A 24,570-nucleotide genomic window follows, 5' to 3' on the forward strand; every position below is an offset into this window, starting at 1 on the left:
TCATGCACGACGGAGCGGCTCATGCGTCCCCGGCATGAGCCTGGTCCTGCCGGTGTGCGGGCCCGCGGCCCTCGCCTCGGCGTTGCCGGCCGCGGTGTTCCTGCCGGGCGCGGCCGCCGCACGGAACGAGCCGCGTGAGGCCTCCGAGATGGTCACCTCCCAGGCCGATGCCGGACAATGACCCGCATGACGGCCGCACGTTCCCCCTACTCCCCCGCCGACCATCCCCGACTCGGACTGCGGGAGAGGAAGAAGATCAAGACCCGTGAAGCGATCCGTGCCGCGACGTACGCGCTGATCAGAGAGCAGGGGTACGACGCCACGACGATCGAGCAGATCGCCGACCGGGCCGAGGTGTCGCCGTCCACCGTCTTCCGTTACTTCCCGACCAAGGAGGACATCGTCCTCACGGACGAGTACGACCCGCTGCTGCTGGAGGAGCTGCGCGCACGCCCCGAGGACGAGCCGTGGATGGACTCCGTCCGGCACGTGATGGGCAGGGTCCTCGACCTGAGCGAGCAGGAGGATCCCGAGGTGCTCCGGCTGCGGGCGCACCTCGGGGTCCAGGTCCCCGCCGTCCGCTCCCGGTACTTCGAGAGCATGTCGGGGACCGGGCGCCTGCTCCGCCAGGCCCTCGGGGAGCGCACCGGACGCGACCCGGAAAGCCTTGAAGTGCGCGTCAGCGCCATGGCCCTCATCGGCGGCATGATGGAGGTCTCCATGTACTGGGCGGAGAACGGCTTCGAGGGCGAGCTCCGTGACCTGATGGACCGGGCGCTGGGCGTCATGGAACACGGACTCGAGCAAAAACCCCAAGGCTCCTGAGCGGCCCGCGTGCCATCCTGACCAGGTGAACGGACCCGAGATCCACATCGAGTTCGCCCCCGAGCTGGGGCTCTTCGTTCCGCACGCGCGGCGCGGGGGTCCCACGCAGGTCGTCACCGACGGGGCGTCCACGCTCGGTCATGTCGTCGAGTCGCTCGGTGTGCCGCTGACCGAGGTCGGGGCGCTCGTCGTGGACGGCCACGCCGTGGCCGCGTCCCACGTGCCGGCCGCCGGGGAGACCATCGAGGTGCGCCCGGTCGAGCGGCCCCAGCGGGTGCCCGGCGCTCCGCTCCGCTTCCTCCTCGACGTCCACCTCGGCACCCTGGCCCGCCGGCTGCGGCTGCTCGGCGTGGACGCGGCGTACGAGTCCACGGACATCGGGGACGCGGCGCTCGCGGCCCGGTCCGCCGCCGAGCGCCGGGTGATGCTCAGCCGTGACCGGGGGCTGCTGCGCCGCCGCGAGCTGTGGGCGGGCGCCTTCGTCTACAGCACCCGGCCCGAAGAGCAACTCCGCGACGTGCTCGACCGGTTCGCGCCCGAGCTGCGGCCCTGGACACGCTGTACGGCCTGCAACGGCCTGCTCCGCGACGCCACCAAGGACGAGGTCGCCGATCAGCTCGAACACGGCACGCGCCGGACGTACGACGTCTTCGCCCGCTGCCTCGACTGCGGCCGCGCGTACTGGAAGGGCGCGCACCACGACCAGCTGGAGGCAATCGTGGAGCGCGCCCTCGCGCAGGGGTCGAGCCCGGGCTGACGGCGGTCGGCACACGGCGGCCACCGGGGCGAACGCGGAGGCGGAGGGCGCCGCCCGAGCCATGAGCGTTTTCAGCCGCTCAGCGCCGTGCGGAGCCGTTCCGGATCGGTGGTCGGGGCATCACACGTGAAGTTGCGGCAGACGTACGCGGTCGGTTCGTCATCGACCAGAATCCGGTCGACCAGGAGCGGCAGCTCATCACTCTCCGGGGTACCGATGGCCACGACCGCGCCGGGTGCCGTGCCCAGAAGTGCCGTGCGGTGCAGGGCCCTGGTGGCGGGGTCGTCGAGCGCCGGGCCGACGATCGCGACCTCACGCGGCCCGTCGAGGAGCGCCTCGGCGACCGCGAGCCCCCACCCGATGAAGCGCGGCACCCGCGGCCCCAGCGCCTTGACGACACCCAACGCCCGCTCGGCGGCGGCACGGTGGGGCTCCGAACCGGTCTGGGCGGCGTACGACAACAGCGCCCCCGCGGCGGCGGTCCAGCCCGACGGGGTGGCGTTGTCGGTGGGGTCCTGGGGGCGGCGGATGAGCTTCTCGGCGTCCGCGGCGGTGTCGTAGAGCGTGCCGCTGTCATCGGTGAACCGCGTGAGCACGTGATCGAGCAGGAACCCGGCGAACTCCAGCCACACACCCTCACCGGTGACGGAGGCAAGCGCCAGGAAGCCCTCGGCCACGTCCGCGTAGTCCTCCAGCACGCCCGCGTTCGCGCCCACCCGGCCGTCCTTCGACGTACGGGCCAGACGGGCGTGCTCGTCCAGGTGCAGCCGTACGAGCAGGTCGGCGGCGCCGAGCGCGGCGTCCACGAGGTCGGGGCGGTCGAAGTACGCGCCGGTCTCGGCGAGCGCGGCGATCGCGAGGCCGTTCCAGGCGGCGACCACCTTGTCGTCACGGCCCGGGGCGGGGCGCTCGGCCCGCTTCCCGAAGAGGCGGCGCCGGATCGACTCGATCCGCTGGGCGTCGAACACGCCTTCCTGCTGGGGGAGTTGCAGGACGGAGGAGCCGTGCTCGAAGGTCCCCTCCTCGGTCACCCCGAAGTACCGCGCGGCGAGTTCGGCGTCGTCGTCCCCGAGCGCCTCGCTGAGCTGCTGCGGCGTCCACACGTAGTACGCGCCCTCGACGTGCCGGCCCTCGCCGTCGTCACTGTCGGCGTCGAGGGCGGAGGCGAACCCGCCTTCTGCGGTGCGCAGTTCCCGCACCATGAAGTCGGCGGTCTCCAGGGCGACCCGGCGGGCGAGGTCCGAGCCGGTGGCTCGCCACAGGTGCGCGTAGACCCGGCACAGCAGGGCGTTGTCGTAGAGCATCTTCTCGAAGTGCGGCACCACCCAGTCCCGGTCGACGGAGTAGCGGGCGAAGCCGCCGCCGAGCTGGTCGTAGATGCCGCCTCGGGCCATGCGCTCACAGGTGTCCTGCGCCATCTGCAGGGCGCCCTCGGAGCCGGTGCGGGCGTGGTGGCGCAGCAGGAACTCGATCACCATGGACGGCGGGAACTTGGGCGCGCCGCCGAAGCCGCCCCGCTGCGCGTCGTACTCACGGGTGAGACCGAGGAGCGCCTGGGCGAGTTCCTCCTCGCCGGGCGCCCGGGTGTCGCCGTAGCTGATCTCGCGCTGGGCGAGATCCCGAGTGATCTTCCCGGCGACCTCGGCCACCTCGTCCCGGCGATCGGCCCAGGCCTGCTGGACGCCTTCGAGGACCTGCCGGAAGGACGGCATGCCGTGGCGGGGGGTGGGCGGGAAGTAGGTGCCGAAGTAGAAGGGCTCGGCGTCGGGGGTGAGGAAGACGGTCATGGGCCAGCCGCCGTGCCCGGTCGCGGCCTGGACGGCCTCCATGTAGACGGCGTCGACGTCGGGGCGCTCTTCGCGGTCGACCTTGACGCTGACGAAGTGCTCGTTCATGTAGGCGGCTGTCGCGTCGTCCTCGAAGGACTCGTGAGCCATGACATGACACCAGTGGCAACTGGAGTAACCGACGCTGAGCAGCACCGGCACACCCCGTTCACGGGCCTCGTCGAAGGCCTCGTCCGACCAGGGCCACCAGTCGACGGGGTTGTCGGCGTGCTGAAGCAGATACGGGGACGTCTCATGGGCCAGTCGGTTCACCGTTCCACTCTCCCACGTGCGTCGGGCACCGCGGAGAACAGCGGTTTGACCGGGCGCGCCCATCGCGGGCGTCCTCGCGTGTGTGGGCGCTTCCCGGCCACCTCGGCAATGTCGCCCGGCGGTGCCGAATCGGCCGGAACCGTTCACGGCACCGCGGCGTGCGAGCTCATCCGGAGGAGAGAGGAGCCGGGGGCGAGCGGGAAGCCGTCAGCCTTGCTGAGCCTTGGGCGTGCCCTTGGCCGTCGCCGGGCCCGGGCCCTTCTTCCCGGCCTCCTCGCTCGAGTCGTCGGCGTCCTCCTCGAAGGACACCTTGCCCATGTGCTTGTTCATGGACTTCATCAGTCCCCACACGGCCAGTGCCATCACCGCGAAGACGATGAAGCCGAGGACACCGGGGGTGACCTTGTTCTCGTCGACGTCGGCCAGCGGCACCAGGTGCGTCACAGCCAGGCTCACGCTTGCGCTCATGTCAGGCATTGTCCCTCAGGGCCGGCGGACGCCTGCAAAGAGGTCGTCCTCCGGGAGCGAGGTGTCCACGAGGGACTTCGCCAGCTCGTACTCCTCCGTCGGCCAGACCGACTTCTGCAGCTCCAGCGGGACCCGGAACCAGCCGCCGTCGGGGTCGATCTGCGTGCGGTGCGCGATCAGCGCCTTGTCGCGGATCTCGAAGAAGTCGGCGCACGGGACGTGGGTGGTCAGGGTGCGCTCGGCGCGGTTGAACTCGTCCCACCGCTTCAGCCACTCCCCGTAGGGCGACTCAAGCCCGCGCTCGAGCATCGCCTTGTGCAGGGCCTCGGTCCGGGGCCGGTTGAAACCCTGGTTGTAGTACAGCTTCAGCGGCTGCCACGCGGGGCCGAACTCCGCCTCCGGGTACTTCTCGGTGTCCGCCGCGCCCTCGAACGCCACCATCGAGATCTTGTGCGTCATGATGTGGTCGGGGTGCGGGTAGCCACCGTTCTCGTCGTAGGTGGTGATCACCTGGGGACGGAAGGAGCGGATCTTCCTCACCAGCTCGCCGGCCGCCTTGTCGACGTCCTCCAGGGCGAAGCAGCCCTCCGGCAGCGGGGGCAGCGGGTCGCCCTCGGGCAGACCCGAGTCGACGAAGCCGAGCCACTCCTGCTTGACGCCGAGGATCTCGCGGGCCTCGTCCATCTCCTTCTTGCGTACCTCGTGGATGTGCTCCTCGATGTACTTGTCGCCCTGCAGCTTCGGGTTGAGGATGGAGCCGCGCTCCCCGCCCGTGCAGGTCACCACGAGCACGTCCACCCCCTCGGCCACGTACTTCGCCATGGTGGCCGCGCCCTTGCTCGACTCGTCGTCGGGGTGGGCGTGCACGGCCATCAGTCGCAGTTGGTCAGTCAAGACTCGATCCTCGGTCACTCGGCAAGTCGGCGCCCGGTGTGATGCGGCGCGATGGGCGGCTTCTATAGTGACCGAATCGGGGGGCGAAAAATTCCGGGCCCGGTCCCCGGACGTCCTTTTCGGGACATCCGTCCCGGCCCCCGGCCGAGAGGACGATCATGACCACGGTGAGCACGCGGCTGCCCGAGGACCGCTACGGGCGCTCCTCGGACGAGCGCGCCGACCGCACGCTCAAGATCGTCGGCAGTGTGCTGGGAGCGGCGCTGCTCGTGCTCGTCGGCTGGTTCGCGTACCACTATGTCGGCCAGAGCAAGATCAGCGGGCAGGTCATCACGTTCGAGGCCTCGCGGGACACGGTCAAGGCCCACCTGGAGGTACGCAAGGACGCCGACGCCACCGGCTACTGCACCCTGCGGTCCCAGGCGGCGGACGGCACCGAGGTGGGCCGGGCCGACTTCCGGTTCGGCGGGCACGCCACGCAGATCGACAAGGTCGTCACGCTGCGCACCACCGCGCCGGGGACGACGGCGGAGCTGCTGGGCTGTCACGCCGACTGACGTCACCCGTGTTGGGGCCTGTGACCTGCGCTGACGTAATTCTGATGGCTTATGTCCTCCCCCTTTCGCCGGTGAATTGTTAGGCTCGTGGTTTCGCCCACCCGTGGAGGAACATGCTTCTCGGTAGGGCGATGCTTTGTATTCCAAGTACCGACGAGGAGCACCTGTGACCCAGACCAGCGAGAACGTCACCTGGCTGACCCAGGAGGCGTACAACCAGCTCAAGGCCGAGCTGGAGTACCTTTCTGGTCCTGCGCGCACGGAGATCGCCGCCAAGATCGCGGCCGCGCGCGAGGAGGGCGACCTGCGTGAGAACGGCGGGTACCACGCGGCCAAGGAGGAGCAGGGCAAGCAGGAGCTCCGTGTGCGCCAGCTGACCCAGCTCCTGGAGAACGCCAAGGTCGGCGAGGCTCCGGCGGCCGAGGGCGTGGTGGCACCGGGCATGGTCGTCACGATCGCCTTCGACGGTGACGAGGACGACACCCTGACCTTCCTGCTGGCCTCGCGCGAGTACGCGAGCGCGGACATCGAGACCTACTCGCCGCAGTCCCCGCTGGGCACGGGCGTGAACGGCAAGAAGGTCGGCGAGGACGCCGAGTACGAGCTGCCGAACGGCAAGAAGGCCATGGTGCGGATCCTGAAGGCCGAGCCCTACCAGGGCTGAGGCTTCTCCCGACACTTCGCGGCCCCTGGGCGCTTCGGGCGCGCCCCGGGGCCTCGTCGTGTCCGGGGGCCTCGTCGCGTCCGGGGCCTCTGTCTCGCCGGGAGCAGGGGACCGGTGGCCTCCGGCCGAGCGCCGGAGGCCACCGAGGTCGTCATGCCGTCGCCGAGCGGTACTTGCGGACCGCGAGGGTGCGGAAGACCAGGATGATCACGACCGACCAGATCAGCGAGGCCCACACGGGGTGCTGCATGGGCCAGGCGTCGGGCGTACGGAAGCCCGGGGGAAGGTTGCCGAACATTTCGCGGCACGCCTGCACGGTCGCGCTGAACGGGTTCCACTCCGCGATGTGCCGCAGGAACGACGGCATCTGGTTGGCGTCCACGAACGCGTTCGAGATGAAGGTCAGCGGGAACAGCCAGATCAGGCCGCCGGAGGTCGCCGCTTCAGGCGTGCGCACGGACAGGCCGATGAGCGCGCCGATCCATGAGAACGCGTAACCGAGCAGCAGGAGCAGGCCGAATCCGGCGAGCACCTTGCCGAGGTTCTCGTGCGTGCGCCAGCCGACGATCAGGGCGACGACCGCCAGGACGACGAGGGTGAGCGCCGTCTGCACCAGGTCGGCGATGGTGCGGCCGGTCAGCACCGCACCCCGTGCCATCGGCAGGGAGCGGAAGCGGTCGATGAGGCCCTTGTGCATGTCGTCGGCGATGCCCGCGCCCGCGCCCGCCGTCGCGAACGTCACGGTCTGGGCGAAGATGCCGGCCATCAGGAACTCGCGGTAGGCCTGGGTGGTGCTGGACGATCCGACCTGGATCGAGCCGCCGAACACATAGGTGAACAGCACCACGAACATGATCGGCTGGATCAGCCCGAAAATGAGCATCTCGGGAATCCGGCCCATGCGAATCAAGTTCCGCTGGGCGACGACCAGTGAGTCGCGGACGGACTGGACGACGGGGTTGGCGGGCACCGCGACGGGCACGGCGTCGGTTCCGGCACTCACTTGGCGGTCTCCTTGGTGCGCTTGCGGGCCTTGGGGTCCTCGGCCGCGCCGTTCTCCTCGGGTTTCTCCTCGGCGGCGTGGCCGGTCAGGGACAGGAAGACGTCGTCGAGGGTGGGTCGGCGCAGCCCCACGTCGTCCATCTCGATGCCGCGGCTGTCCAGCTCTCGGATGATCTCGGCCAGCAGCTTGGCGCCGCCGGTGACCGGGACCGTCAGTTTGCGGGTGTGCTCCTCGACCGTGGCGTCGCCCTTGCCGAAGCGGCTCAGCACCTCCGCGGCGGTCGCGATGTGCTCGCGCTCGTGCACCACGACCTCGACGCGCTCACCGCCCGTGCGGGCCTTGAGCTGGTCGGAGGTGCCGCGGGCGATGACGCGGCCGTGGTCGACGACGGCGATGTCGTGTGCCAGGTGGTCGGCCTCTTCGAGGTACTGAGTGGTCAGCAGCAGCGTCGTGCCGTCGGAGACGAGCTGTTTGATGACCTCCCACAACTGCTGGCGGTTGCGCGGGTCGAGGCCGGTCGTCGGCTCGTCCATGAACATCACGGGCGGCCGGACCACCAGGGCGGCGGCGAGGTCGAGACGGCGGCGCATACCGCCGGAGTAGGTCTTGGTGGGGCGGTCGGCGGCGTCCGTGAGGTGGAACTGCTCCAGCAGCTCGGTCGCGCGCTGCTTCGCCGCCTTGCCGCGCATCTGGTAGAGCCGGCCCACCATCTGGAGGTTCTCGCGGCCGGTCAGGTATTCGTCGACCGCGGCGAACTGCCCGGACAGGCCCACCGAGCGGCGCACCGCGTCCGGGTCCTTGAGCACGTCGATGCCCGCGACGAGCGCCCTGCCGCTGTCGGGGCGCAGCAGGGTGGTCAGGCAGCGGACCGTGGTGGTCTTGCCCGCGCCGTTGGGCCCGAGGAGGCCGAGCACGGTGCCCTGAGGGACGTCGAGGTCGACGCCGTCCAGAGCTCTTACGTCGCCGAAGGTCTTCACCAGGCCTTCGGCATGGATGGCGCCTGGCATATCAGTTCTCCACGTCGTCGGAAAAACGGCGAGCCGCCGGGGACAGGGGTATGGCAAAGTACGCGCAAAACACGATGAGGGCGAGACCCGTCACAAAGTGACGAGGCACCAGGTGATGCGACACACACCATAACGCGATGTATCGCGTCTCTCAACGGATTTTCGCCGACCGTTCCCGACACGCCACGGACACGCCTCCGGCCCCAGCCGATGAGGGGCCGGCCCGCCCCAGCCGATGAGGGGCCGGCCCGCCTCAGCCGATGACGGTGTAGCCCGCCTTCCGCAGCGCGTGCCCGACCTCCGCGCAGTGCTCCGGGCCCTTGGTCTCCAGGTGCAGCTCGACCTCCGCCTCCGTGAGCCCGAGCCGGGGGTCGGTTCGCACATGGCTCACGTCGAGGACGTTGGCGTCCACCAGCGAGAGCACCCCGAGGAGCGTGGCCAGGGCGCCCGGGCGGTCGGTCAGCCGCAGCCGTACGGCCAGGTAACGGCCCTGCGCGGCCATGCCGTGCCGCAGGATGCGCTGCAGCAGCACCGGGTCGACGTTGCCGCCGGACAGCACCGCGACCACCCGGCCCTCGAAGGCGCCGGGATCGCTCAGCAGCGCCGCCACGGGGCTCGCGCCGGCCGGCTCGACGACCAGCTTGGCCCGCTCCATGCACAGCAGCACCGCGGCGGACAGCGCGTCCTCGGACACCGTACGGACCTCGTCGACCAGATCGCGGACGATACTGAACGGCACGTCACCGGGCCGCCCCACCCTGATGCCGTCGGCCATGGTCGCCGCGCTCTCGACCGACACCGGCCGCCCGGCCGCGAGCGAGGGCGGGTACGCGGCCGCGCCCTCCGCCTGCACGCCCACCACCCGTACGTCCGGCCGCAGCGCCTTCACCACGGTCGCGATACCCGCGATGAGCCCGCCGCCGCCGGTGCCGACGACGATCGTGCGCACATCGGGGCACTGCTCCAGGATCTCCAGGCCCACCGTGCCCTGGCCCGCGATGATGTCCGGGTGGTCGAACGGGTGGATGAACACCGCGCCCGTCTCCGCCGCGTACTCCTGCGCGGCGGCCAGCGTCTCGTCCACCACCTGGCCGTGCAGCCGTACGTCCGCGCCGTATTCCCGGGTCGCGCTGATCTTCGGCAGCGGGGCGCCCTTCGGCATGAACACCGTGGAGCGCACACCGAGCAGCGCGGAGGCGAGGGCCACGCCCTGCGCATGGTTGCCCGCGCTCGCGGCGACGACCCCCGCGGCCCGCTCCTCGGGCAGCAGCCCCGCGATGCGCACGTACGCGCCCCGCAGCTTGAACGACCCGGTCCGCTGGAGGTTCTCGCACTTCAGGTGCACCGGGGCGCCGACCAGCTGGGACAGGTGCCTGCTGCCCTCCATGGCGGTGACACGTGCGACGCCCGAGAGCATCTTCTGGGCGCCCCGGACGTCGTCCGGCGTCACCGTCGGCAAGGAGTCGGCCGTGCTGTAGTTCATGACCACAAGTCTCGCAGTTCACGCCCGTCCACAGCGGGTGTGACCAAGGCTCGGAACGGGTTTGCACAGCCCTGGTACGTCCTGCGCCCCGGCCGCGTACCCTGTCCCCCAACCCAGCTCCCCACGCACGAAGTGAGCCCCCGGCGATGCCCACAACACCTGAGATGTCTATGGACATGACCGACATGAGCACTGTCGGTGAGACCGGTCTTCTGGACACGCTGCAGCACGAGGTCGCGGTGTTCGCGCGCCGTGCCGAGCAGACGCGGCTCGGCGGGGTGGGGCAGGTGCGCAACTCCATGGACCGTGCCGCGTACCTGCTGCTCAACCGCCTGGACAAGGAGGGCCCCATGGGCGTCAAGGCGCTCGCCGCCAGCATGGGCATCGACTCCTCGACGGTCACCCGGCAGGTCGCCCCGCTGGTCGACACCGGTCTCGTCAAGCGCACCTCGCACCCGGAGGACGGACGCGCGGTGGTGCTCCAGCTCTCCCCCCGCGGGCTCTCCCGGCTCGAGGAGGTACGTTCCTCCAGGCGCCAACTCATGGCCGAACTGACGCACGACTGGGCGCCGGAGGAGCGCGAGACGTTCACCTCGCTCCTGACCCGCTTCAATGTCGCGCTCTCCGCCCGGCAGGGCACGCAGGGGGTCGCGGGACCGGAGTCCCAGCCGGCGTCCTGAGCCACGCACGCGTACGCCGTGACGCCGACACACGCGCGTGCGGGTGCTCCAAGGCTCTTGACCCGGGGGGCGCCGCCGGTCTCCCATGAGAGCGGGTCCCTGTCGCCGGTACGCCGTCCGGTGTGCCGCACGCCCTCGACGCCGTACGTACGCGACGGGTCCCGCCCCCTCACGGTCACCCACAGGCGGGAGGCGCGGTGCGAGAACGGCATGCGTCCCACGGCGCCCGCCGGGCCAGGGAGTTCCAGGCGTTCGTCGCGGGCGCCGCCGGGCGGCTGCTGCACGCCGCGACCCTGCTCACCGCGGAGGCCCCCGACGACAACCCGCGGGCCCGGCGCCTGCTGACGCTGGCCCTCGCCCAGACGTACGCCTCCTGGGACCGGCTGCGCGGCGAGGACCCCTACGCCCGGGCACGCCAGCATCTGGCCACCCGCTTCGCGCGCGAGGCGTGGCACCGGTACGGGGCGCTCGGCCGGCACCGGCCGGCACCGGGCAGCCCGCTGGTGAACCTGTCGCCCCAGGAACGGCTGATCCTCGTCCTGAGGATGTACGAGGGGGTCGCCGAGGAACAGACGGCCGCGCTGCTCGGCCTGCCCGCCGAGCGCGTTCGGGCCATCTGCGCCCGGGCGATGGCGACACTGCTGCATCCCCCGGCGAGGACGGCACCAGCGATGCAGGCACCGAAGGTGGCGCCGTCGTGACCGCGGCACCGAAGGTGGCGCCGTCGTGACCGCGCCGTACGCGGACGTGCGCGGCCCCCGGCCCGCCGCGCCCCGCGGGACCGCCCTGCCCGGGCCGTACGCCCAAGGAGGTGCCCGGTGAACGTGTCCGAACGGGAGGCGACCGTGCGCCGGATGCTGGAGCGGACACCGCCTCCGGTGCCGCCGGACCTGTACGGGGACGTGGTACGGCGCGGCAGCCGCCTGCTGCGCCGCCGCACGGTGGCCCTCCGTGTGCTGTGGCTGGCCCTGGTGGCCGCGGTGCTCGCCTTCACCGTGTGGGCGTCGGTCGCCCGCCCCTGGGTGGAGCCGCCGTCGACGACGACTCCACCGATCAGCGACTGGTGAGGCCGAGGGTGAGGCGGTGCCTCAGCCGAGGGCCTGCTTCAGGTCCTCCAGGAGGTCGTCGACGTTCTCGATGCCCACGGAGAGACGGACCAGGTCGGCGGGGACCTCGAGGGCCGAGCCGGCCGCGGACGCGTGCGTCATGCGCCCCGGGTGCTCGATCAGGGACTCGACACCGCCGAGCGACTCGCCGAGGGTGAACACCTGGGCACGGTTGCAGACCTCGACGGCCGCCTCCTCGCCGCCCTCCACCCGGAACGACACCATGCCGCCGAACGCCTTCATCTGCTTGGCCGCGACCTCGTGACCGGGGTGCTCAGGCAGGCCCGGGTACAGCACGCGCTTCACGCGCGGGTGTCCGCTGAGCATGTCGGCGACCCTCGTGGCGTTCTCGCTGTGCCGGTCCATGCGCACGGCGAGCGTCTTCGTGCCGCGCAGCACCAGCCAGGAGTCGAACGGGCCGGCGACCGCGCCCATCGCGTTCTGGTGGTAGGCCAGCTGCTCGCTCAGCTCCTGGTCGTTCACGATCAGCGCCCCACCGACGACGTCCGAGTGGCCGCCCATGTACTTGGTCAGGGAGTGCACGACGACGTCCGCGCCGAGCGCGAGCGGCTGCTGGAGGTAGGGGGTCGCGAACGTGTTGTCGACGACGAGCCGGGCGCCCGCGTCACGGGCGACCTGAGCGACGGCGGCGATGTCGGTGATGCCGAGCAGCGGGTTGGAGGGGGTCTCCACCCACACGACCTTCGTCCTCGGGGTGAGGGCGGCCCGCACGGCGGCCGGGTCGCTGGTGTCGGCCACCGACCACTCCACACCCCACCGGGAGACGACCTTGGCGAACAGGCGGAACGTACCGCCGTACGCGTCGTTCGGGATCACCACGTGGTCGCCGGGGGCGAGCAGCGTACGCAGCAGGCAGTCCTCGGCCGCCAGCCCGGACGCGAACGCGAGGCCTCGTCGGCCGCCCTCGAGGGCGGCGAGGTTCTCCTCCAGGGCGGTGCGGGTGGGGTTGGCGCTGCGGCTGTACTCGTAGCCGCCGCGGAGCCCGCCGACGCCGTCCTGCTTGTAGGTGGAGACCTGGTAGATCGGCGGGACGACCGCGCCCGTGAGGGGGTCGGCGGTGTTCCCCGCGTGAATCGCGAGGGTCTCGAAATGCTGACTGATGTGCCTGTCGCTCATGGGTTCCGAGGGTAGTGCGCCCGCGGCCGGGACGCGGGATCGCGAGGCCGGGGGCCCCGGAACGGGGCCGTCACAGCGGGGAACGGGGCCGTCCGCAGCCGAAAACGGGGGCCGCCGCACCGGGAAGGGCCCGGGCGGCGGGGTTTTCCACAGGCGCGGCGACCAGGATGGCCAAGTGTCGGACCGGTCTGGTTCGCTTGGGCCATGGTGATTCTCTGGGTCCTGATGGCACTGGCCCTGTTCAGCATGGTCCTGCTCCCCGTCCTCATGCGCCGGCGAGCGGGCATTCAGCAGGTCTCGCCGGGCGACCCGGACGCCGCGGACCCGGCGAACTACGGGTTCGTGCGCCAGGAGGAGCTGGACGTCCGCATGCCCGGCGCCGACGAGGACCTGCTGGACGTCCTGGACGTGGTGCAGCGCACACAGGACTACCACGCGGCCGCCCAGCTCCTGGCCGGCACGGAGGCGGAGGGCGAGACCCGCTGGCAGCGCGTGCAGGCCTTCGCGGGCGCCGCGTCCCTGGAGCTGCAGCAGCGGCCCGGCGGGGTGAGCGAGACGCCGGGCGGACAGTGGCTGCGGGTGTGGCGGGCCGAGGCGCCCAAGGACGCGGGGGGCGCGGCCGTGCACGCGGAGTTCCTGGTGCAGCAGGCGTGGCGCACGTCGACGCCGGGGACGGAAGAGTTCCGGATCATCATGGAGGAGGCCAGGTCGGCGTGCGGGGAGGCGGCGCTGCTGGCCCCCGGCGACCCGGTCCCCTACATCATCGAACTGTCCGTGGCCCGCGGCCTCGCCTACCCTCAGCCGGAGTTCGAGCAGCTGTGGCTGAAGATCCTCGACCGGGCGCCCACCCACATGGGGGCGCACCTGGCGGCGCTGCACTACTGGTGCGAGAAGTGGCACGGCTCGCGTGAGCTGGCGTACTCCTTCGCGGAGGCGGCCGCGGCCCGCGCCCCGCAGGGCTCGCTTCTCGCGGCCATGCCCCTGTTCGCGGTCTTCGAGCACCTTCCCGAGGTGAACCTGGTCCGCAGCTTCTACCAGAGCGAGGTCGTGACCAAGGCCGTCCACGGCGCGCTGCACGCGGTGCACTCGGCCCGCCCCGACGACCCGATGCTGGCGCACGTCCGCCATCTGCTGGTGTTCTTCCTGGTCCGCAGCGAGCGCTGGGCGGAGGCGATGGCCCAGCTGGTCCACGTCGACGGCCACGTGGGCGCGCTGCCCTGGACCCTGACCGCCGACCCGGCCGCGGACTACGCGGTGTACCGGGCGCTGGCGGTGGCCGGGTACGAGGCGAACGGAGGGAGCCCGGCGACGCTGCCGCACTGAGCCGGGTCGACGGCCGATCCCGCACGCTCGCAACGCAGGATCCGCGCGCTCCACAGCGACTCCTGCCCAAGGAGCGGGCGTGCACCACCGCGTATTGCCGCCCGGGTTCAAGTACCTGGTGACGGAGATGGTGGGCGAGGCGACCGGGGGGCCGCAGCGGTACACGGGGCGCCCGATGGAGGACTCCCATCGCGACATGCTGAACACCGGGACCGGTGGGCGGCCTTCATCGACGACTTCAACCGGACGCTCGACAAGATCGAGGTACCGCAGCAGGAACGGTCCGAGTTGCTCGCCATCGTCGAGAGCCTCAGAGAAGCCATCGTCACCGACCGGTGCCCTGAGAGAGGGGCCCGGGACAACAGCGCTGGCGGCACCTTCCCGGGACGGCTCTCCCCGACACCTCACACACCGTGAAATCATATTCAATGAAATGCTGCTGCACGGATAGTGAGAAATACGCCGACCAGGTACTGTCATCTGATTGCAAAAACGATTCTGCGTCGATTTATTCCCCCAAATGCCGGATAGCTGGGCACCCCGTTGCGCTCGTTAGGTGATCGTGACTTGGAACGAACCGGAAGATCAGATCCCCGTCGGAAGTGGCGCCGGCTGGCACGAGCCGGCCGGCGGTGACGTGCGCCTCAAGGGCTGTTCGGACCTTCTTGAAGACTTCCTCAAGAAGATCAGCGACATGGAGAGCGAATACCTGCGCGCTCTGGACGGAGCATCCTGATACAGAGCTCGGAGGAACTTCGAGAATGGACAGGCTTCAAGGCGAGCCAAGCCTCTACGACATTCAGTTCGCCCTGAGATCCGATCATGATGTGCTCGGCCAGCACTCCTATCATGTCGATCCCCTCGAGACGCATCCCGTGTGGAGCGCCCCCGGCCCGGACATCGCGCCGAACGGCTGGGATCCCGACGAAGAGCTGGCCCAGATGCTCTCCACCGTGTCGGCTGTGGACCCCGCTCCGCCCTCGCTGGACGGCCAGCACCGCCACCGGATCGACCGGCGGCGCCACCGGCCCGCTTCCCACATCCTCGACGGCGGTCAGCGACTCAGCCCCGTCACGCTCCTGGTCGCCACGATCGCCGCGTGCGCGGTGGCGATGCTGGGCTGGTCCACCGCCTACTCCTACAACCAGCTGCGCGAAATCGCCGCCACCGTCCTGCCCGCGCCGCTCGCCCAGTGGTGGCCGCTGACGGTGTACGGACCGTGGTTCGTGGCCGCGCTGTCCATCCTGCGGGCGGCCTTCCAGCACCGCACCGCCCGGCGGTCCTGGTGCGTCATCCTGATCGCCTCCGCGACGGCAGTGGCCCTGTGCATCAGCCACTCCTCGTACTCCGTGCTCTCGATGGTGATCGTCGGGATTCCGCCGATCACCGCACTGGTGTGCTTCCGGGAGCTCGTCGGCCAGGTGTCGTGCAAGTACCGCCCCCGGCACGCGGCCCCCGGCAAGGAGCCGGCCGGCGGCGGCTGACCCACGACTCCGCGCGAACGCCACACGGATCGGCACCCGCCCCGAACGAGCGGGTGCCGATCCGTGTGTGCGTCGTCATCCCGCCATGGACGGGGCGTACGGCGACAGGGCGGGAGCGAGTTGCACTCCGGGGGCCAGGCCGAGGGCCACCAGGGCGTCGGGCAGGCCGCGTCCGACGCGGGTGGCCTCCAGCGTTCCGGGCGCGGCCAGTTGGCGGCAGCTCCCGGCGATGATCTCGAACAGGTGCTGCACCCGCCCGGCGCCGCGCGGCAGCAACTGGCCGTGGAAGTCCTCGTGGTGGGCGAGAACGAGGGCGGCGAGGCCGGCGACATGGGCCGAGGCGGTGCCGGTGCCGTCCAGGGCCGTGTAGCCGCCGCGCGGGGCGCACGACAGGACCGCCACGCCGGGGGCGGCCGCGTCCACGCCGGGGCCGTAGCAGCTGAACGGTGCGGCGAACAGCCCTTCGGGTGTCAACTGCGGCCCGACGTGGGTGGCTTGGGAGGTGTCCTGCGGGTACGAACCGAAGACTCCCAGCGCGCCGACGGTGAACACGGTGGGCAGCGAGCCCGGGAAGCCGACCGGTCCGCCGGTGTCGCCGGCGGGTGCGACGCAGGCGATGCCCGCCGCGTAGGCGTCGGCGAGTTTGCGGGAGACCAGTGCCGAAGGGTACGGCGCGGCCACCGCGAGATGGGCGACGTCGACCTCGCGCTCGATGCAGTGGTCCAGAGCGGCGATCAGGTCGCTGAAGTGCCCACCGGGCAGCACCTGGCAGACCTCGATCTCGGCGTCGACGGCGATGCCGATGATCCCCTTGCCGGTGTCCGCGCCGGCGATGATGCCCGCCGCGTGGGTGCCGGTGCCCAGAGTGTCGTGGGCCCAGCCGCTCTCGGTGCCACGCACGAGATCGACACCGGAGCGCACGCGTTGCCGCAGATCGGGGTGGTCGGCGCTGACGCCCGAACCGATGACCGCGACCCGGACGCCGAAGGCGCGGAACGTGGGCGGCAGCCGGTCCAGCCGCATGGCCTGCTGACCCCAGCCGTACTGCTGCCGCTGCTCCAGCTCCGGGTACACCTGGGCCAGCGGGGTGAGGGTGACCAGGTTCTCCTGCGTCGCCGACAGGTCGGGCCGGTGGATCCAGCGGTCGGCGTAACCGCCGGCGGGGCGGACGTAGAGGGACTGGACGGTCTCCGCGGTCTCGGTCGCCAGGGTGAGGATGACCGTACCGTCGGCCGCGGTGATGCCCTGGCTGGGCCAGGTCGCCCCGATGAGGAACACCCCCGCGCCCGCCAGCGGCTCGCCGTCCGGGCCGCACACGCGCAGCGTGATCTCCGTGGGCTCCTCCAGCGGCATGACCAGCCCCGGATCCCGCAGCGGCAGCACACCGGCGGTCGGCGCGGCGGCGGGTCCGGTCCCGGACAGCGGCAGATCCGGTTCGATGTGCACATGCAGCGAACGCATGGCCGGTACCTGGGCCTCGGCCGCCTCGACGACCACGATCTCGGGGCAGGAGGGCTGCACTCCGGCCGACTTCAGCTTCTCCGGCGACCGGAGTCTGCGGGTCACCGTGACCTCGGGCATACGTTCCAGCCGGTCGCACAGCGCGTCCATGCCGAGTTCGGCGACTCCCTGGGGGAGGAGACTCTGCGGCAGGGGTGTCACCATGTACCGGGCCCGGCGCGGCTGCACCGTGATCGGTGACGGGCCGCCCTTCCTGTGCGGCCCCGTCTCTTTGCCCTCGGGTCCCGTCCCGCCGACACCCGCTCCCTCGGACCCGCTCTCCCGGTTGTTTCCGGGTCTTTCCTTGACCATTGCGTCCACCTTCACCACGCCTGCGTCGTTCGTGTGCTCCTGATCCGGTGACGGGCGGCCGCGCTTCCACAGTGATGCGGTGTGCCCGGGAACCACTCCTGGGCACACCGCACCGCGCGCCGCCGGACGTCAGCCGATACCGAAGGGCATCTGGCCGAAGCCGAAGCCGGGCTGCTGGTACTGCTGCTGGTAGGGCTGGCCGAACTGCTGGCCGCCCGCCCCGCCGGGGCCCCACGGCTGCATGCCCTGCTGGCCCTGCATGCCCTGCTGGCTCTGCTGGACCAGCGTCAGGATCGCGATCGGCAGCGCCTGCTGCACGGACTGCTCGACCGCGTGCCGCACGCCCTGGCGCAGCGTCGTGTGCAGCGCGATGGCCAGGTACGGGTGCGCCTGGTGGGCCATGCCCTGCTGCTGAAGCTGCTGCTGGACCTGCTGGATCTGCTGCAGCGTCTGCTGCATGCGCTGCGCGATCTGCTGACTCGCCTGCTGACAGGCCTGCTGGATGGCCTGCTGGACGACCTGCGCGATCGGCTGCTGGCCGAACTGCTGTCCGAACTGCTGGCCGAACTGCTGCAGGGGCTGGGTACCGGTCATCACCGACATGAATGCTCCGTTCGATGGCACCAGGGGTGAAAGCCGACATAGAGAACCTATGCGGACTTTGTCGGGAGATTCCGACGCCCTGAAGCTAAGGTGGCGCACTCTCGATCGCAATCCGACAACCATGTCAACCGACGGTGTGCGGGGACCGGTTCGGCGGGGCGTTCGACGCGCGCCACGCCCCGCAGTCCCAGGCCGGCGCGGCCGGGACCGGAGTTCGGCCGCGGCCGCGGGTCGGCACGTCCAACCGGATGAACCTCAGTCCCCGCCGCTCCCGTACGGCCTCGTCAGGATCTCCATGTTGTGACCGTTCGGGTCGTCGAAGTAGGCGCCCCGGCCGCCGTCGTTGTGGTTGATCTCGCCGGGGCGGTGGTGGTACGGGTCCGCCCAGTACCTCAGGCCCCTGCCCCGGATACGGGCGAAGATCACGTCGAAGTCGTCCTCGGAGACCAGGAACGCGTAGTGCTGCGGGGTGATCGAGCCGGTGGTCTCCATGTAGTCCAGCGTCACACCGTTGGGGATCTCCACCGGGGTGAACGGGCCGAACGGCGGCGCCACCTCGAGCCCGAGCAGATCGGCGAGGAAACGGGCGGACGCCTCCTTGTCGTGTGCGGCGACGATCGTGTGGTTGAGCTCCACGGACATGGTCGGGCCTCCTGTCCCCCGGTTGCCGGAACCACTTCCCAGGCTAGGAGAGCGGGAGGGGGCGGCACATCGGTCTTCGGGCCCACGCCGCTGCGACCTTCGACCGACAACGCACATGAGGCGGCCACAAGGGCCGCCTCAAGTGGTGCTGTCGGGGGATCCTCAGATGGTGGCCGTGTCGATCACGAACCGGTACCGGACGTCGCTGCTCAGCACCCGCTCGTACGCCTCGTTGATCTCGGAGGCGCTGATCAGCTCGATCTCGGCGCCGATGCCGTGCGCCGCGCAGAAGTCCAGCATCTCCTGGGTCTCGCGGATGCCGCCGATCATGGAGCCCGCGAGGGTCTTCCGGCCGCCGATCACCGAGAACAGGTTGAGGGAGATCGGCTCCTCGGGGGCGCCCACGTTCACCAGCGCGCCGTCGACCTTCAGCAGCGACAGCAGCGCGCCGAAGTCCATCGGCGCCGAGACGGTCGAGACGATCAGGTCGAAGGAGCCCTGCAGCTCCTCGAAGGTCTTCGGGTCGCTGGTGGCGTAGTAGTGGTCGGCGCCCAGCTTCAGCCCGTCGTCCTTCTTGCGCAGGGACTGCGAGAGCACGGTCACCTCGGCGCCCATCGCGTGCGCGATCTTGACGGCCATGTGGCCGAGGCCGCCGAGGCCGACGACGGCGACCTTCTTGCCGGGGCCCGCGTTCCAGTGGGCGAGCGGCGAGTACGTGGTGATGCCCGCGCACAGCAGCGGGGCGGCCACATCGAGGGAGAGACCGTCCGGGATGCGGACGACGTAGTTCTCGTCCACGACGATCTTCTCGGAGTAGCCGCCGTAGGTGGGCTCACCGTCCTTGCCGATGGCGTTGTACGTGCCGACCATGCCCTTGAGGCAGTACTGCTCCTCGCCGCGCAGGCAGTTCTCGCACTCGCGGCAGGAGTCGACCATGCAGCCGACGCCCACGCGGTCGCCGACCTTGAACTTGGTCACGCCGGGGCCGACCTCGGAGACCACGCCCGCGATCTCGTGGCCGGGAACCATCGGGAAGATCGCCTCGCCCCAGCCCTCGCGGGCCTGGTGGATGTCCGAGTGGCAGATACCGGCGAACTTGATGTCGATCAGGACGTCGAACTCGCGGACCTCGCGGCGCTCGATGGTGGTGCGCTCGAGCGGGGCCTTCGCGGCGGGTGCAGCGTATGCGGCAACGGTGGTCATGCGGAGTTTCTCCTAAGGGGTTGCGCGCCCGGCTGCCTTCCACCGGGCACGGCGTCCAGCCTGCCCGGCGGCAGCCGAGTCACCCAGACCACGCTTCTGCCTACGACCAGCGTTCCTACCACTGGCGGAATCAGGCTCCGCCTCGTACGACCGTGAATACTGGACGCATGGACGAACAGCTCGACTCCGTGCCCGAGCCCGCCGCGGCAGCCGGTCAGGCCCTGGACCGGCGCGCCGAGCTCAGCGAGTTCCTGCGCACCCGCCGGGCCCGGCTGAAGCCGGAGGACGTGGGGCTGCCGGACTTCGGCCGCCACCGCAGGGTGCCCGGGCTCAGGCGCGAGGAGCTGGCGCAGCTGGCAGGCGTGTCCGTGGCGTACTACACACGCCTGGAACAGGGCAACGGACGGAACGTGTCCGCGGAGGTGCTCGACGCGATCGCCCGCGCGCTGCGGCTGACCGACGCCGAGCACGCGCATCTGACACATCTGGCCAAGCCGAAGGCGCACAAGAAGAAGCCGGCGGCCAGGACGCAGCAGGTGCGGGCGTCGCTCATGCAGCTGCTGGACTCCTTCGACGGGGTCCCGGCGTACATCGTGGGGCGCCGTGCGGACATCCTGACGTGGAACCGGATGGCCGCGGCCGTCTTCGGCGACTGGGCTCAGCTGCCGCCGCAGGAGCGGAACTGGGCGCGGATGACGTTCCTCAAGCCCGAGTACCAGGACCTGTTCGTGGACTGGGAGCAGAAGGCCATCGACATCGTGTGCCAGCTGCGCTACGAGGCGGGGTGTCACCCGGACGATCCGCGGCTGTCGGCGCTGGTCGGGGAGCTGTCGGTGAAGAGCGAGGACTTCCGGCGGCTGTGGGCGACGCACGACGTCAAGGAGAAGAGCCACGGGCTGAAGCGGTTGCGGCATCCGCTGGTGGGCGACCTCGCGCTGCAGTTCGAGTCGTTCCGGGTGCCGGACGACGGTGAACTGGCGCTGGTGACGTACCACGCCCAGCCGGGGTCGGCGTCGGCGGAGGCGCTGCGGCTGCTGGCGAGCTGGGGCACCGACGCCACCCGCGCGGGCACGACCGCGCCGCACGCCTGACAGCCACAGGCCAGGAGCGCGCCGCACATCGGACGGCCACAGGCACGAGCGCGTCGCACGACGGACAGTCACAGGCACGAGCGCGCCGCACATCGGACGGACACAGGCCAGGAGCGCGCCGCACAACGGACGGCCCACCGGAGGCATCGCTTCCGGTGGGCCGTCCGCCATCTGCCCGCTGTCTATCGGCTCACTTGGCGTAGACCGCGTTGTAGATGGAGATCGTCGACTTGTTGCCCTTCTTGTCGGCGATCTTGGCGTGGAACGACAGGCCCTGGCCCTTGGCCGGGTTCTTGTAGGTGATCCTGCCGTTCTTGACCGTCAGCCTGGTCCAGGTCCTGCCGTAGTCGTACGACACCCAGACCGAGAGCGACTGGAGGTTGCGTCCCGCGGCCGCGCCCTGGACGGTGACCGGGATCGTGACCTTCTTGCCGGCCTCGACGCGGCTGTCCAGGCCGGTGGTCGCGCCGAAGCGGACGGTCGATGCGGGCAGCTGGGCGCTGTCCACCTTCCTGGACTTGAACGTCCAGCTCGCGTCGATGCGGGTGGACGCCGCCGCGACCTTCACACTGCGGATGACCGAGGTCCTCAGCGTGTACGTGGCCTCGGCGGAGGGAACCTCGAAGGGCTTCACGCCGAACAGCGGATCGTCGTTCGAACCGACCTTGGTGCCGCCCCGGTACAGCGTCGTCTTCACCGACATGAACTCGGAGGATCCGGCGTGCCCCTGCCCGTCCGCGAACAGCGGCAGGTATCCGTAGATCTCGTTGTCGGTCCGGAAGAGGCCGTAGTCGGAGTTGATCACCGGCCCGAAGACCGCGGTGTTGAGGGTCCTGGTGTAGGTCCTGCCGCCGGTGAGGATCTGCGGGTCGCCCAGCGTGTAGTACGCCTCCGAGACCGGGAAGCCCTCCGCGTCCTTCTTGCCGCCGTACTGCGAGAAGTCGAACGTCCACTGCGCCCTGTCACCCGTGGACACGTAGAACGTGCGCGTGCCGCGCAGGTTCTGCTCGACGGGGACGTTGAAGCCGCTGTCGGTCGGTGTCTCGGCGTAGGCGCCGACGGCGCCGGTCTTGCCGCTGCTCGCGGCGCCGAGGTTCAGCTTCAGCGTGGCCAGTTCGTTCGCCGTGTAGTGGCGCACGTGCGCGCCCTCGAGCTGCTTGACCGCGGAGCCGGTGAACACGTCGTACTCGGCCGTGCCGCCCTTGGTCCACTGGCCGAACCAGGACTGGGAGAGGCCGGAGGGGACTGCCGGGCCGACCTGCGCCAGGCGGATGTCCGCGAACGACGGAGCGGACAGGGCCAGGCCGGTGCCCGCCGGGTCGTAGACGTACGACACCGTCGCGGACCGCGGCTTGGCCGACGCGTCCGGGACCGTGATGTCGGCGGACCTGGTCCTGTTCAGGTCCAGGGTGATGGCGGTGTCCCCGGTGACGCTCGCCTTGGGCTGGACCAGCCAGTCGACGCCGCCCTCGATCGAGGTCGGGTCCTTCACGGAGAGGGAGTCCAGCAGGTACGTGCCCTTGGGCACGCGGATCTTCACGGTCGTCGCGGAGCTCTGGGAGAAGTACTCCTTGCCCGCGTCGGCGCCCGAGGCCGCGACCAGGTCGCTGAGGTGGACGGGCGTCTGTCCGTCACGGTCCACGTACTTCAGCGTGACGTCGTACGACTCCACCTCGCGCTCCACGGACGCGGCCGTGCGCACGCTCTGGCCGCCGCCCGTCGCCGTCACATACGCCGAGTACGCGCCGTCGACGGTGCCGCCCAGCTTGCTGTTCACGGCGACCGGGACCGACGCCGTGCCGCCCGCGGGGACGGTGACCGTCTTCGCGCCCAGCGTGAAGAAGCCCGAAGGAGCGGCCTGGCCCTTGGGGTTGGTGGCCGTCAGCGACAGCGACAGGGTGACGGCGCTCTTGCCGGTGTTGCGGTACGTCAGCTGCTTGGTGACCGGCGTGTCGTCGGTGTGCGGCCACTGCGCGATGCCGAAACTCAGGGACGACGGTTCGGCGAGCACCGTCTGCCTGATCGCCCTGTCCACGGCGATGCGGCCCGAACCCTGCTGGAACGGGGTGTACTTGCCGCCCTTCGCGGACCCCGTCAGCGCCGACTTCAGCTCGGCGAACGTCCAGTCGGGGTGCTCCTGCTTGAGGATGGCGGCGGCGCCCGCGACGTGCGGGGTCGCCATCGACGTACCCGATATGGTCAGGTAGCCGGCCGGGTTCTCGCCGACCTCCTGGTCTATGAGGCTGCCCGGGGCCGCGGCGGCGGCGATGTCCACGCCGGGCGCGGTCACATCGGGCTTGATGGCACCGTCGAGGCCGGGGCCACGGCTGGAGAAGTCCGCCAGCCTGTCCTTGTCGTCGACCGCGCCGACGGTGAGCGCGTCGGCCGCGCTGCCCGGGGAGCCGACGGTCTTCTCGCCGCCCTCGCCCTCGTTGCCCGCGGCGATGGCGAACAGGATGCCCTTCTGCTCGGAGAGCTTGTTCACCTCGGCCTCGAGCGGGTCGATGTCGGGCGTGTCGGCGCCGCCCAGGCTGAGGTTGACGATGTCGGCGCCCTGCCGGGCGGCCCACTCCATGCCCGCGAGGATGCCGGAGTCGTCGCCGTACCCGTCGTCGTCGAGGACCTTGCCGCTGAGGATCCTGGCGCCGGGCGCGACGCCCTTGTACTTGCCGTGCGACTTCGCGCCGGTGCCGGCCACGATGGACGCCACGTGTGTGCCGTGGCCGACCTTGTCGGCGGTGGTGGCGGAGGTGGAGAAGTTCTTGGCCTCGATCACCTGGCCCTTGAGGTCGGGGTGGTCGGCGTAGACGCCCGTGTCGAGCACGGCGACCTTGACGCCCTTGCCGGTGTAGCCCGCGGCCCAGGCCGTCGGGGCGCCGATCTGCGGCACGGACTTGTCGAGGCTCGCCTTGCGGACGCCGTCGAGCCAGACGTGCTCGATGCCGGAGGCGGTGGCGTCGCCGTCGGTGACGGCCTTCCACAGCTCGGCCGCGTCCCGCTGGGGGGTGAGGACCGCGTCGGCGTTCAGGGACGTGAGGCTCCGGCGGAGCGTGCCCGCCTCGCGGACGTCGGCCTTCGCGGTACGGGCGGCGCCCTTGTAGCCGACGATGACCTTCAGGCCGTTCTTCTGGTCCGCCCGGGTCCGCGACGAGTTGAGCTCGGTGACGTCGAACAGACGCCGGTCGATCTTCCCCTCGGCGATCAGAGCGGCCGCGTCGGCCGGCACCGCATAGGTGTGTCCGGCGGCCTTGCGGACCTGGACCGGAACGTTCCCCCGGCCCTTCGCCCGCTCCAGGCCCACGACTCGGCCCTTGGCGTCGACGACGACGCGGTCACCGGTGATGAGAGTGATCCGGTGCTGGGCCGTCAGGCCGCCGGCGGCGCCGTGTGCCGCGGGGGCGGGCTTCGCCGACGCCGGGCTGGTCATGCCCGCCGCCAACGCCACGGCGGCGGCCGTTGCGACGGTCGCCGCGCATGCTCTTTTCACTTGTCTGCGCAAGACTCCCCCTGGAGATGAGGTGCCGGGCGAATCCCCGTTCACCCGGCCGGGGGTGGTCTCGTACATGCGCACGTCATCCCCCCGGATCACGCAGTATGCCGGGGGGTGATCAACGCCTCAATACGGGGGCCGCAACGACTTCCAACGACTGGGCGTCCATGCGACGCCCCACCGAACGGCCTGCGGAACGTCCTGCCGAACGGCCTACGGAACGGCCTACGAGGCGGCCCACC

The 24,570-nt window shown here is 70.7% G+C and carries 24 protein-coding genes; 12 read left to right on the forward strand and 12 right to left on the reverse strand.

The annotated features are described in order from the left end of the window. Positions 1-34: 34 nt before the first annotated feature. The 3 genes from ACFYZE_RS11880 to ACFYZE_RS11890 are packed head-to-tail and all read left to right on the forward strand — an operon-like array spanning position 35 to position 1,582. Positions 35-181: a hypothetical protein gene (locus tag ACFYZE_RS11880; RefSeq protein WP_388991351.1), complete on the forward strand. Its 147-nt coding sequence runs from the start codon at positions 35-37 to the stop codon at positions 179-181. Then, the gene (locus ACFYZE_RS11885) at positions 178-825 is read left to right on the forward strand and encodes a TetR/AcrR family transcriptional regulator (protein ID WP_388991353.1); all 648 of its coding nucleotides are present in this window, start codon (positions 178-180) and stop codon (positions 823-825) included. Before ACFYZE_RS11880 ends, ACFYZE_RS11885 begins: the two co-directional genes overlap by 4 nt. 25 nt (positions 826-850) lie before the next feature. Further along, positions 851-1,582 (forward strand): Mut7-C RNAse domain-containing protein, encoded by a 732-nt coding sequence (locus tag ACFYZE_RS11890; RefSeq protein WP_388991355.1) that lies wholly within the window; start codon positions 851-853, stop codon positions 1,580-1,582. Positions 1,583-1,653: 71 nt separating this feature from the next. Here ACFYZE_RS11890 and ACFYZE_RS11895 read toward each other — a convergent pair whose 3' ends face one another. From ACFYZE_RS11895 to mca, 3 genes are all read right to left on the reverse strand, one after another. After that, positions 1,654-3,681: a thioredoxin domain-containing protein gene (locus ACFYZE_RS11895; RefSeq protein ID WP_388991357.1), complete on the reverse strand. Its 2,028-nt coding sequence runs from the start codon at positions 3,679-3,681 to the stop codon at positions 1,654-1,656. A 207-nt stretch (positions 3,682-3,888) separates the two neighbouring features. After that, positions 3,889-4,158: a hypothetical protein gene (locus tag ACFYZE_RS11900; protein WP_388991359.1), complete on the reverse strand. Its 270-nt coding sequence runs from the start codon at positions 4,156-4,158 to the stop codon at positions 3,889-3,891. A gap of 6 nt (positions 4,159-4,164) precedes the next feature. Beyond that, positions 4,165-5,043, reverse strand: a complete 879-nt coding sequence (gene mca, locus ACFYZE_RS11905; protein ID WP_388991361.1) for a mycothiol conjugate amidase Mca — start codon at positions 5,041-5,043, stop codon at positions 4,165-4,167. A gap of 158 nt (positions 5,044-5,201) precedes the next feature. Between mca and ACFYZE_RS11910 the strand changes: the two genes are divergently transcribed. Both ACFYZE_RS11910 and greA read left to right on the forward strand, forming a co-directional pair. Continuing rightward, positions 5,202-5,600 (forward strand): DUF4307 domain-containing protein, encoded by a 399-nt coding sequence (locus ACFYZE_RS11910; RefSeq protein WP_388991363.1) that lies wholly within the window; start codon positions 5,202-5,204, stop codon positions 5,598-5,600. A gap of 166 nt (positions 5,601-5,766) precedes the next feature. Further along, entirely contained in the window at positions 5,767-6,264 is a 498-nt protein-coding gene (gene greA / locus ACFYZE_RS11915) for a transcription elongation factor GreA (RefSeq protein WP_388991365.1), read from the forward strand. A gap of 151 nt (positions 6,265-6,415) precedes the next feature. Here the strand turns inward: greA and ACFYZE_RS11920 are convergent, their stop codons facing one another. From ACFYZE_RS11920 to ilvA, 3 genes are all read right to left on the reverse strand, one after another. Further along, positions 6,416-7,267 (reverse strand): ABC transporter permease, encoded by an 852-nt coding sequence (locus tag ACFYZE_RS11920; protein ID WP_388991367.1) that lies wholly within the window; start codon positions 7,265-7,267, stop codon positions 6,416-6,418. Beyond that, positions 7,264-8,274 carry an ATP-binding cassette domain-containing protein gene (locus ACFYZE_RS11925; protein WP_388991369.1) on the reverse strand — a complete coding sequence of 337 codons (1,011 nt, stop codon included), beginning with the start codon at positions 8,272-8,274 and terminating at the stop codon, positions 7,264-7,266. Before ACFYZE_RS11925 ends, ACFYZE_RS11920 begins: the two co-directional genes overlap by 4 nt. Positions 8,275-8,527: 253 nt before the next feature. Beyond that, positions 8,528-9,757, reverse strand: coding sequence for a threonine ammonia-lyase (ilvA, locus tag ACFYZE_RS11930; protein ID WP_388991371.1), 1,230 nt, complete (start codon positions 9,755-9,757; stop codon positions 8,528-8,530). A 164-nt stretch (positions 9,758-9,921) separates the two neighbouring features. Here ilvA and ACFYZE_RS11935 point away from each other — a divergent pair, with 164 nt between their 5' ends. From ACFYZE_RS11935 to ACFYZE_RS11945, 3 genes are all read left to right on the forward strand, one after another. After that, positions 9,922-10,437 carry a MarR family winged helix-turn-helix transcriptional regulator gene (locus tag ACFYZE_RS11935; protein WP_388991373.1) on the forward strand — a complete coding sequence of 172 codons (516 nt, stop codon included), beginning with the start codon at positions 9,922-9,924 and terminating at the stop codon, positions 10,435-10,437. 197 nt (positions 10,438-10,634) lie between these two features. Continuing rightward, positions 10,635-11,138 (forward strand): sigma factor-like helix-turn-helix DNA-binding protein, encoded by a 504-nt coding sequence (locus tag ACFYZE_RS11940; RefSeq protein WP_388991375.1) that lies wholly within the window; start codon positions 10,635-10,637, stop codon positions 11,136-11,138. Between the two features lie 117 nt (positions 11,139-11,255). Further along, complete coding sequence (locus tag ACFYZE_RS11945; protein WP_388991376.1) at positions 11,256-11,504, forward strand: hypothetical protein; 249 nt, start codon at positions 11,256-11,258, stop codon at positions 11,502-11,504. Positions 11,505-11,525: 21 nt separating this feature from the next. Here ACFYZE_RS11945 and ACFYZE_RS11950 read toward each other — a convergent pair whose 3' ends face one another. Then, a complete protein-coding gene (locus ACFYZE_RS11950; RefSeq protein WP_388991378.1) occupies positions 11,526-12,680 on the reverse strand; it encodes a cystathionine gamma-synthase in 1,155 nt (384 codons plus the stop codon). 204 nt (positions 12,681-12,884) lie between these two features. On the opposite strand from ACFYZE_RS11950, the gene ACFYZE_RS11955 reads away from it, so the two are divergent. The 3 genes from ACFYZE_RS11955 to ACFYZE_RS11965 all read left to right on the forward strand — a co-directional run bounded on the left by ACFYZE_RS11955 (position 12,885) and on the right by ACFYZE_RS11965 (position 15,487). Further along, positions 12,885-14,003, forward strand: a complete 1,119-nt coding sequence (locus tag ACFYZE_RS11955; protein ID WP_388991380.1) for a hypothetical protein — start codon at positions 12,885-12,887, stop codon at positions 14,001-14,003. A 556-nt stretch (positions 14,004-14,559) separates the two neighbouring features. Further along, a complete protein-coding gene (locus ACFYZE_RS11960) occupies positions 14,560-14,739 on the forward strand; it encodes a hypothetical protein (protein ID WP_103840074.1) in 180 nt (59 codons plus the stop codon). A gap of 25 nt (positions 14,740-14,764) precedes the next feature. Next, positions 14,765-15,487: a DUF2637 domain-containing protein gene (locus ACFYZE_RS11965; protein ID WP_388991382.1), complete on the forward strand. Its 723-nt coding sequence runs from the start codon at positions 14,765-14,767 to the stop codon at positions 15,485-15,487. 75 nt (positions 15,488-15,562) lie between these two features. On the opposite strand, the gene ACFYZE_RS11970 is transcribed toward ACFYZE_RS11965, so the two are convergent. From ACFYZE_RS11970 to ACFYZE_RS11985, 4 genes are all read right to left on the reverse strand, one after another. Then, on the reverse strand, positions 15,563-17,299 hold the full coding sequence (locus ACFYZE_RS11970) for a S8 family serine peptidase (RefSeq protein ID WP_388991384.1): 1,737 nt from the start codon (positions 17,297-17,299) through the stop codon (positions 15,563-15,565). A gap of 129 nt (positions 17,300-17,428) precedes the next feature. Beyond that, on the reverse strand, positions 17,429-17,902 hold the full coding sequence (locus ACFYZE_RS11975; RefSeq protein ID WP_388991386.1) for a hypothetical protein: 474 nt from the start codon (positions 17,900-17,902) through the stop codon (positions 17,429-17,431). A 255-nt stretch (positions 17,903-18,157) separates the two neighbouring features. After that, on the reverse strand, positions 18,158-18,544 hold the full coding sequence (locus tag ACFYZE_RS11980; protein ID WP_388991387.1) for a VOC family protein: 387 nt from the start codon (positions 18,542-18,544) through the stop codon (positions 18,158-18,160). 162 nt (positions 18,545-18,706) lie between these two features. Further along, positions 18,707-19,747: an NAD(P)-dependent alcohol dehydrogenase gene (locus ACFYZE_RS11985; protein WP_388991389.1), complete on the reverse strand. Its 1,041-nt coding sequence runs from the start codon at positions 19,745-19,747 to the stop codon at positions 18,707-18,709. A 167-nt stretch (positions 19,748-19,914) separates the two neighbouring features. Between ACFYZE_RS11985 and ACFYZE_RS11990 the strand changes: the two genes are divergently transcribed. After that, positions 19,915-20,838 carry a helix-turn-helix domain-containing protein gene (locus ACFYZE_RS11990; RefSeq protein ID WP_388991391.1) on the forward strand — a complete coding sequence of 308 codons (924 nt, stop codon included), beginning with the start codon at positions 19,915-19,917 and terminating at the stop codon, positions 20,836-20,838. 190 nt (positions 20,839-21,028) lie between these two features. On the opposite strand, the gene ACFYZE_RS11995 is transcribed toward ACFYZE_RS11990, so the two are convergent. Next, positions 21,029-24,265: a S8 family serine peptidase gene (locus tag ACFYZE_RS11995; RefSeq protein WP_388991393.1), complete on the reverse strand. Its 3,237-nt coding sequence runs from the start codon at positions 24,263-24,265 to the stop codon at positions 21,029-21,031. Positions 24,266-24,570: the final 305 nt, after the last annotated feature.

The sequence above is a fragment of the Streptomyces sp. NPDC001796 genome (genome assembly GCF_042892355.1).
In the GTDB taxonomy this organism is placed as follows: Bacteria; Actinomycetota; Actinomycetes; order Streptomycetales; family Streptomycetaceae; genus Streptomyces.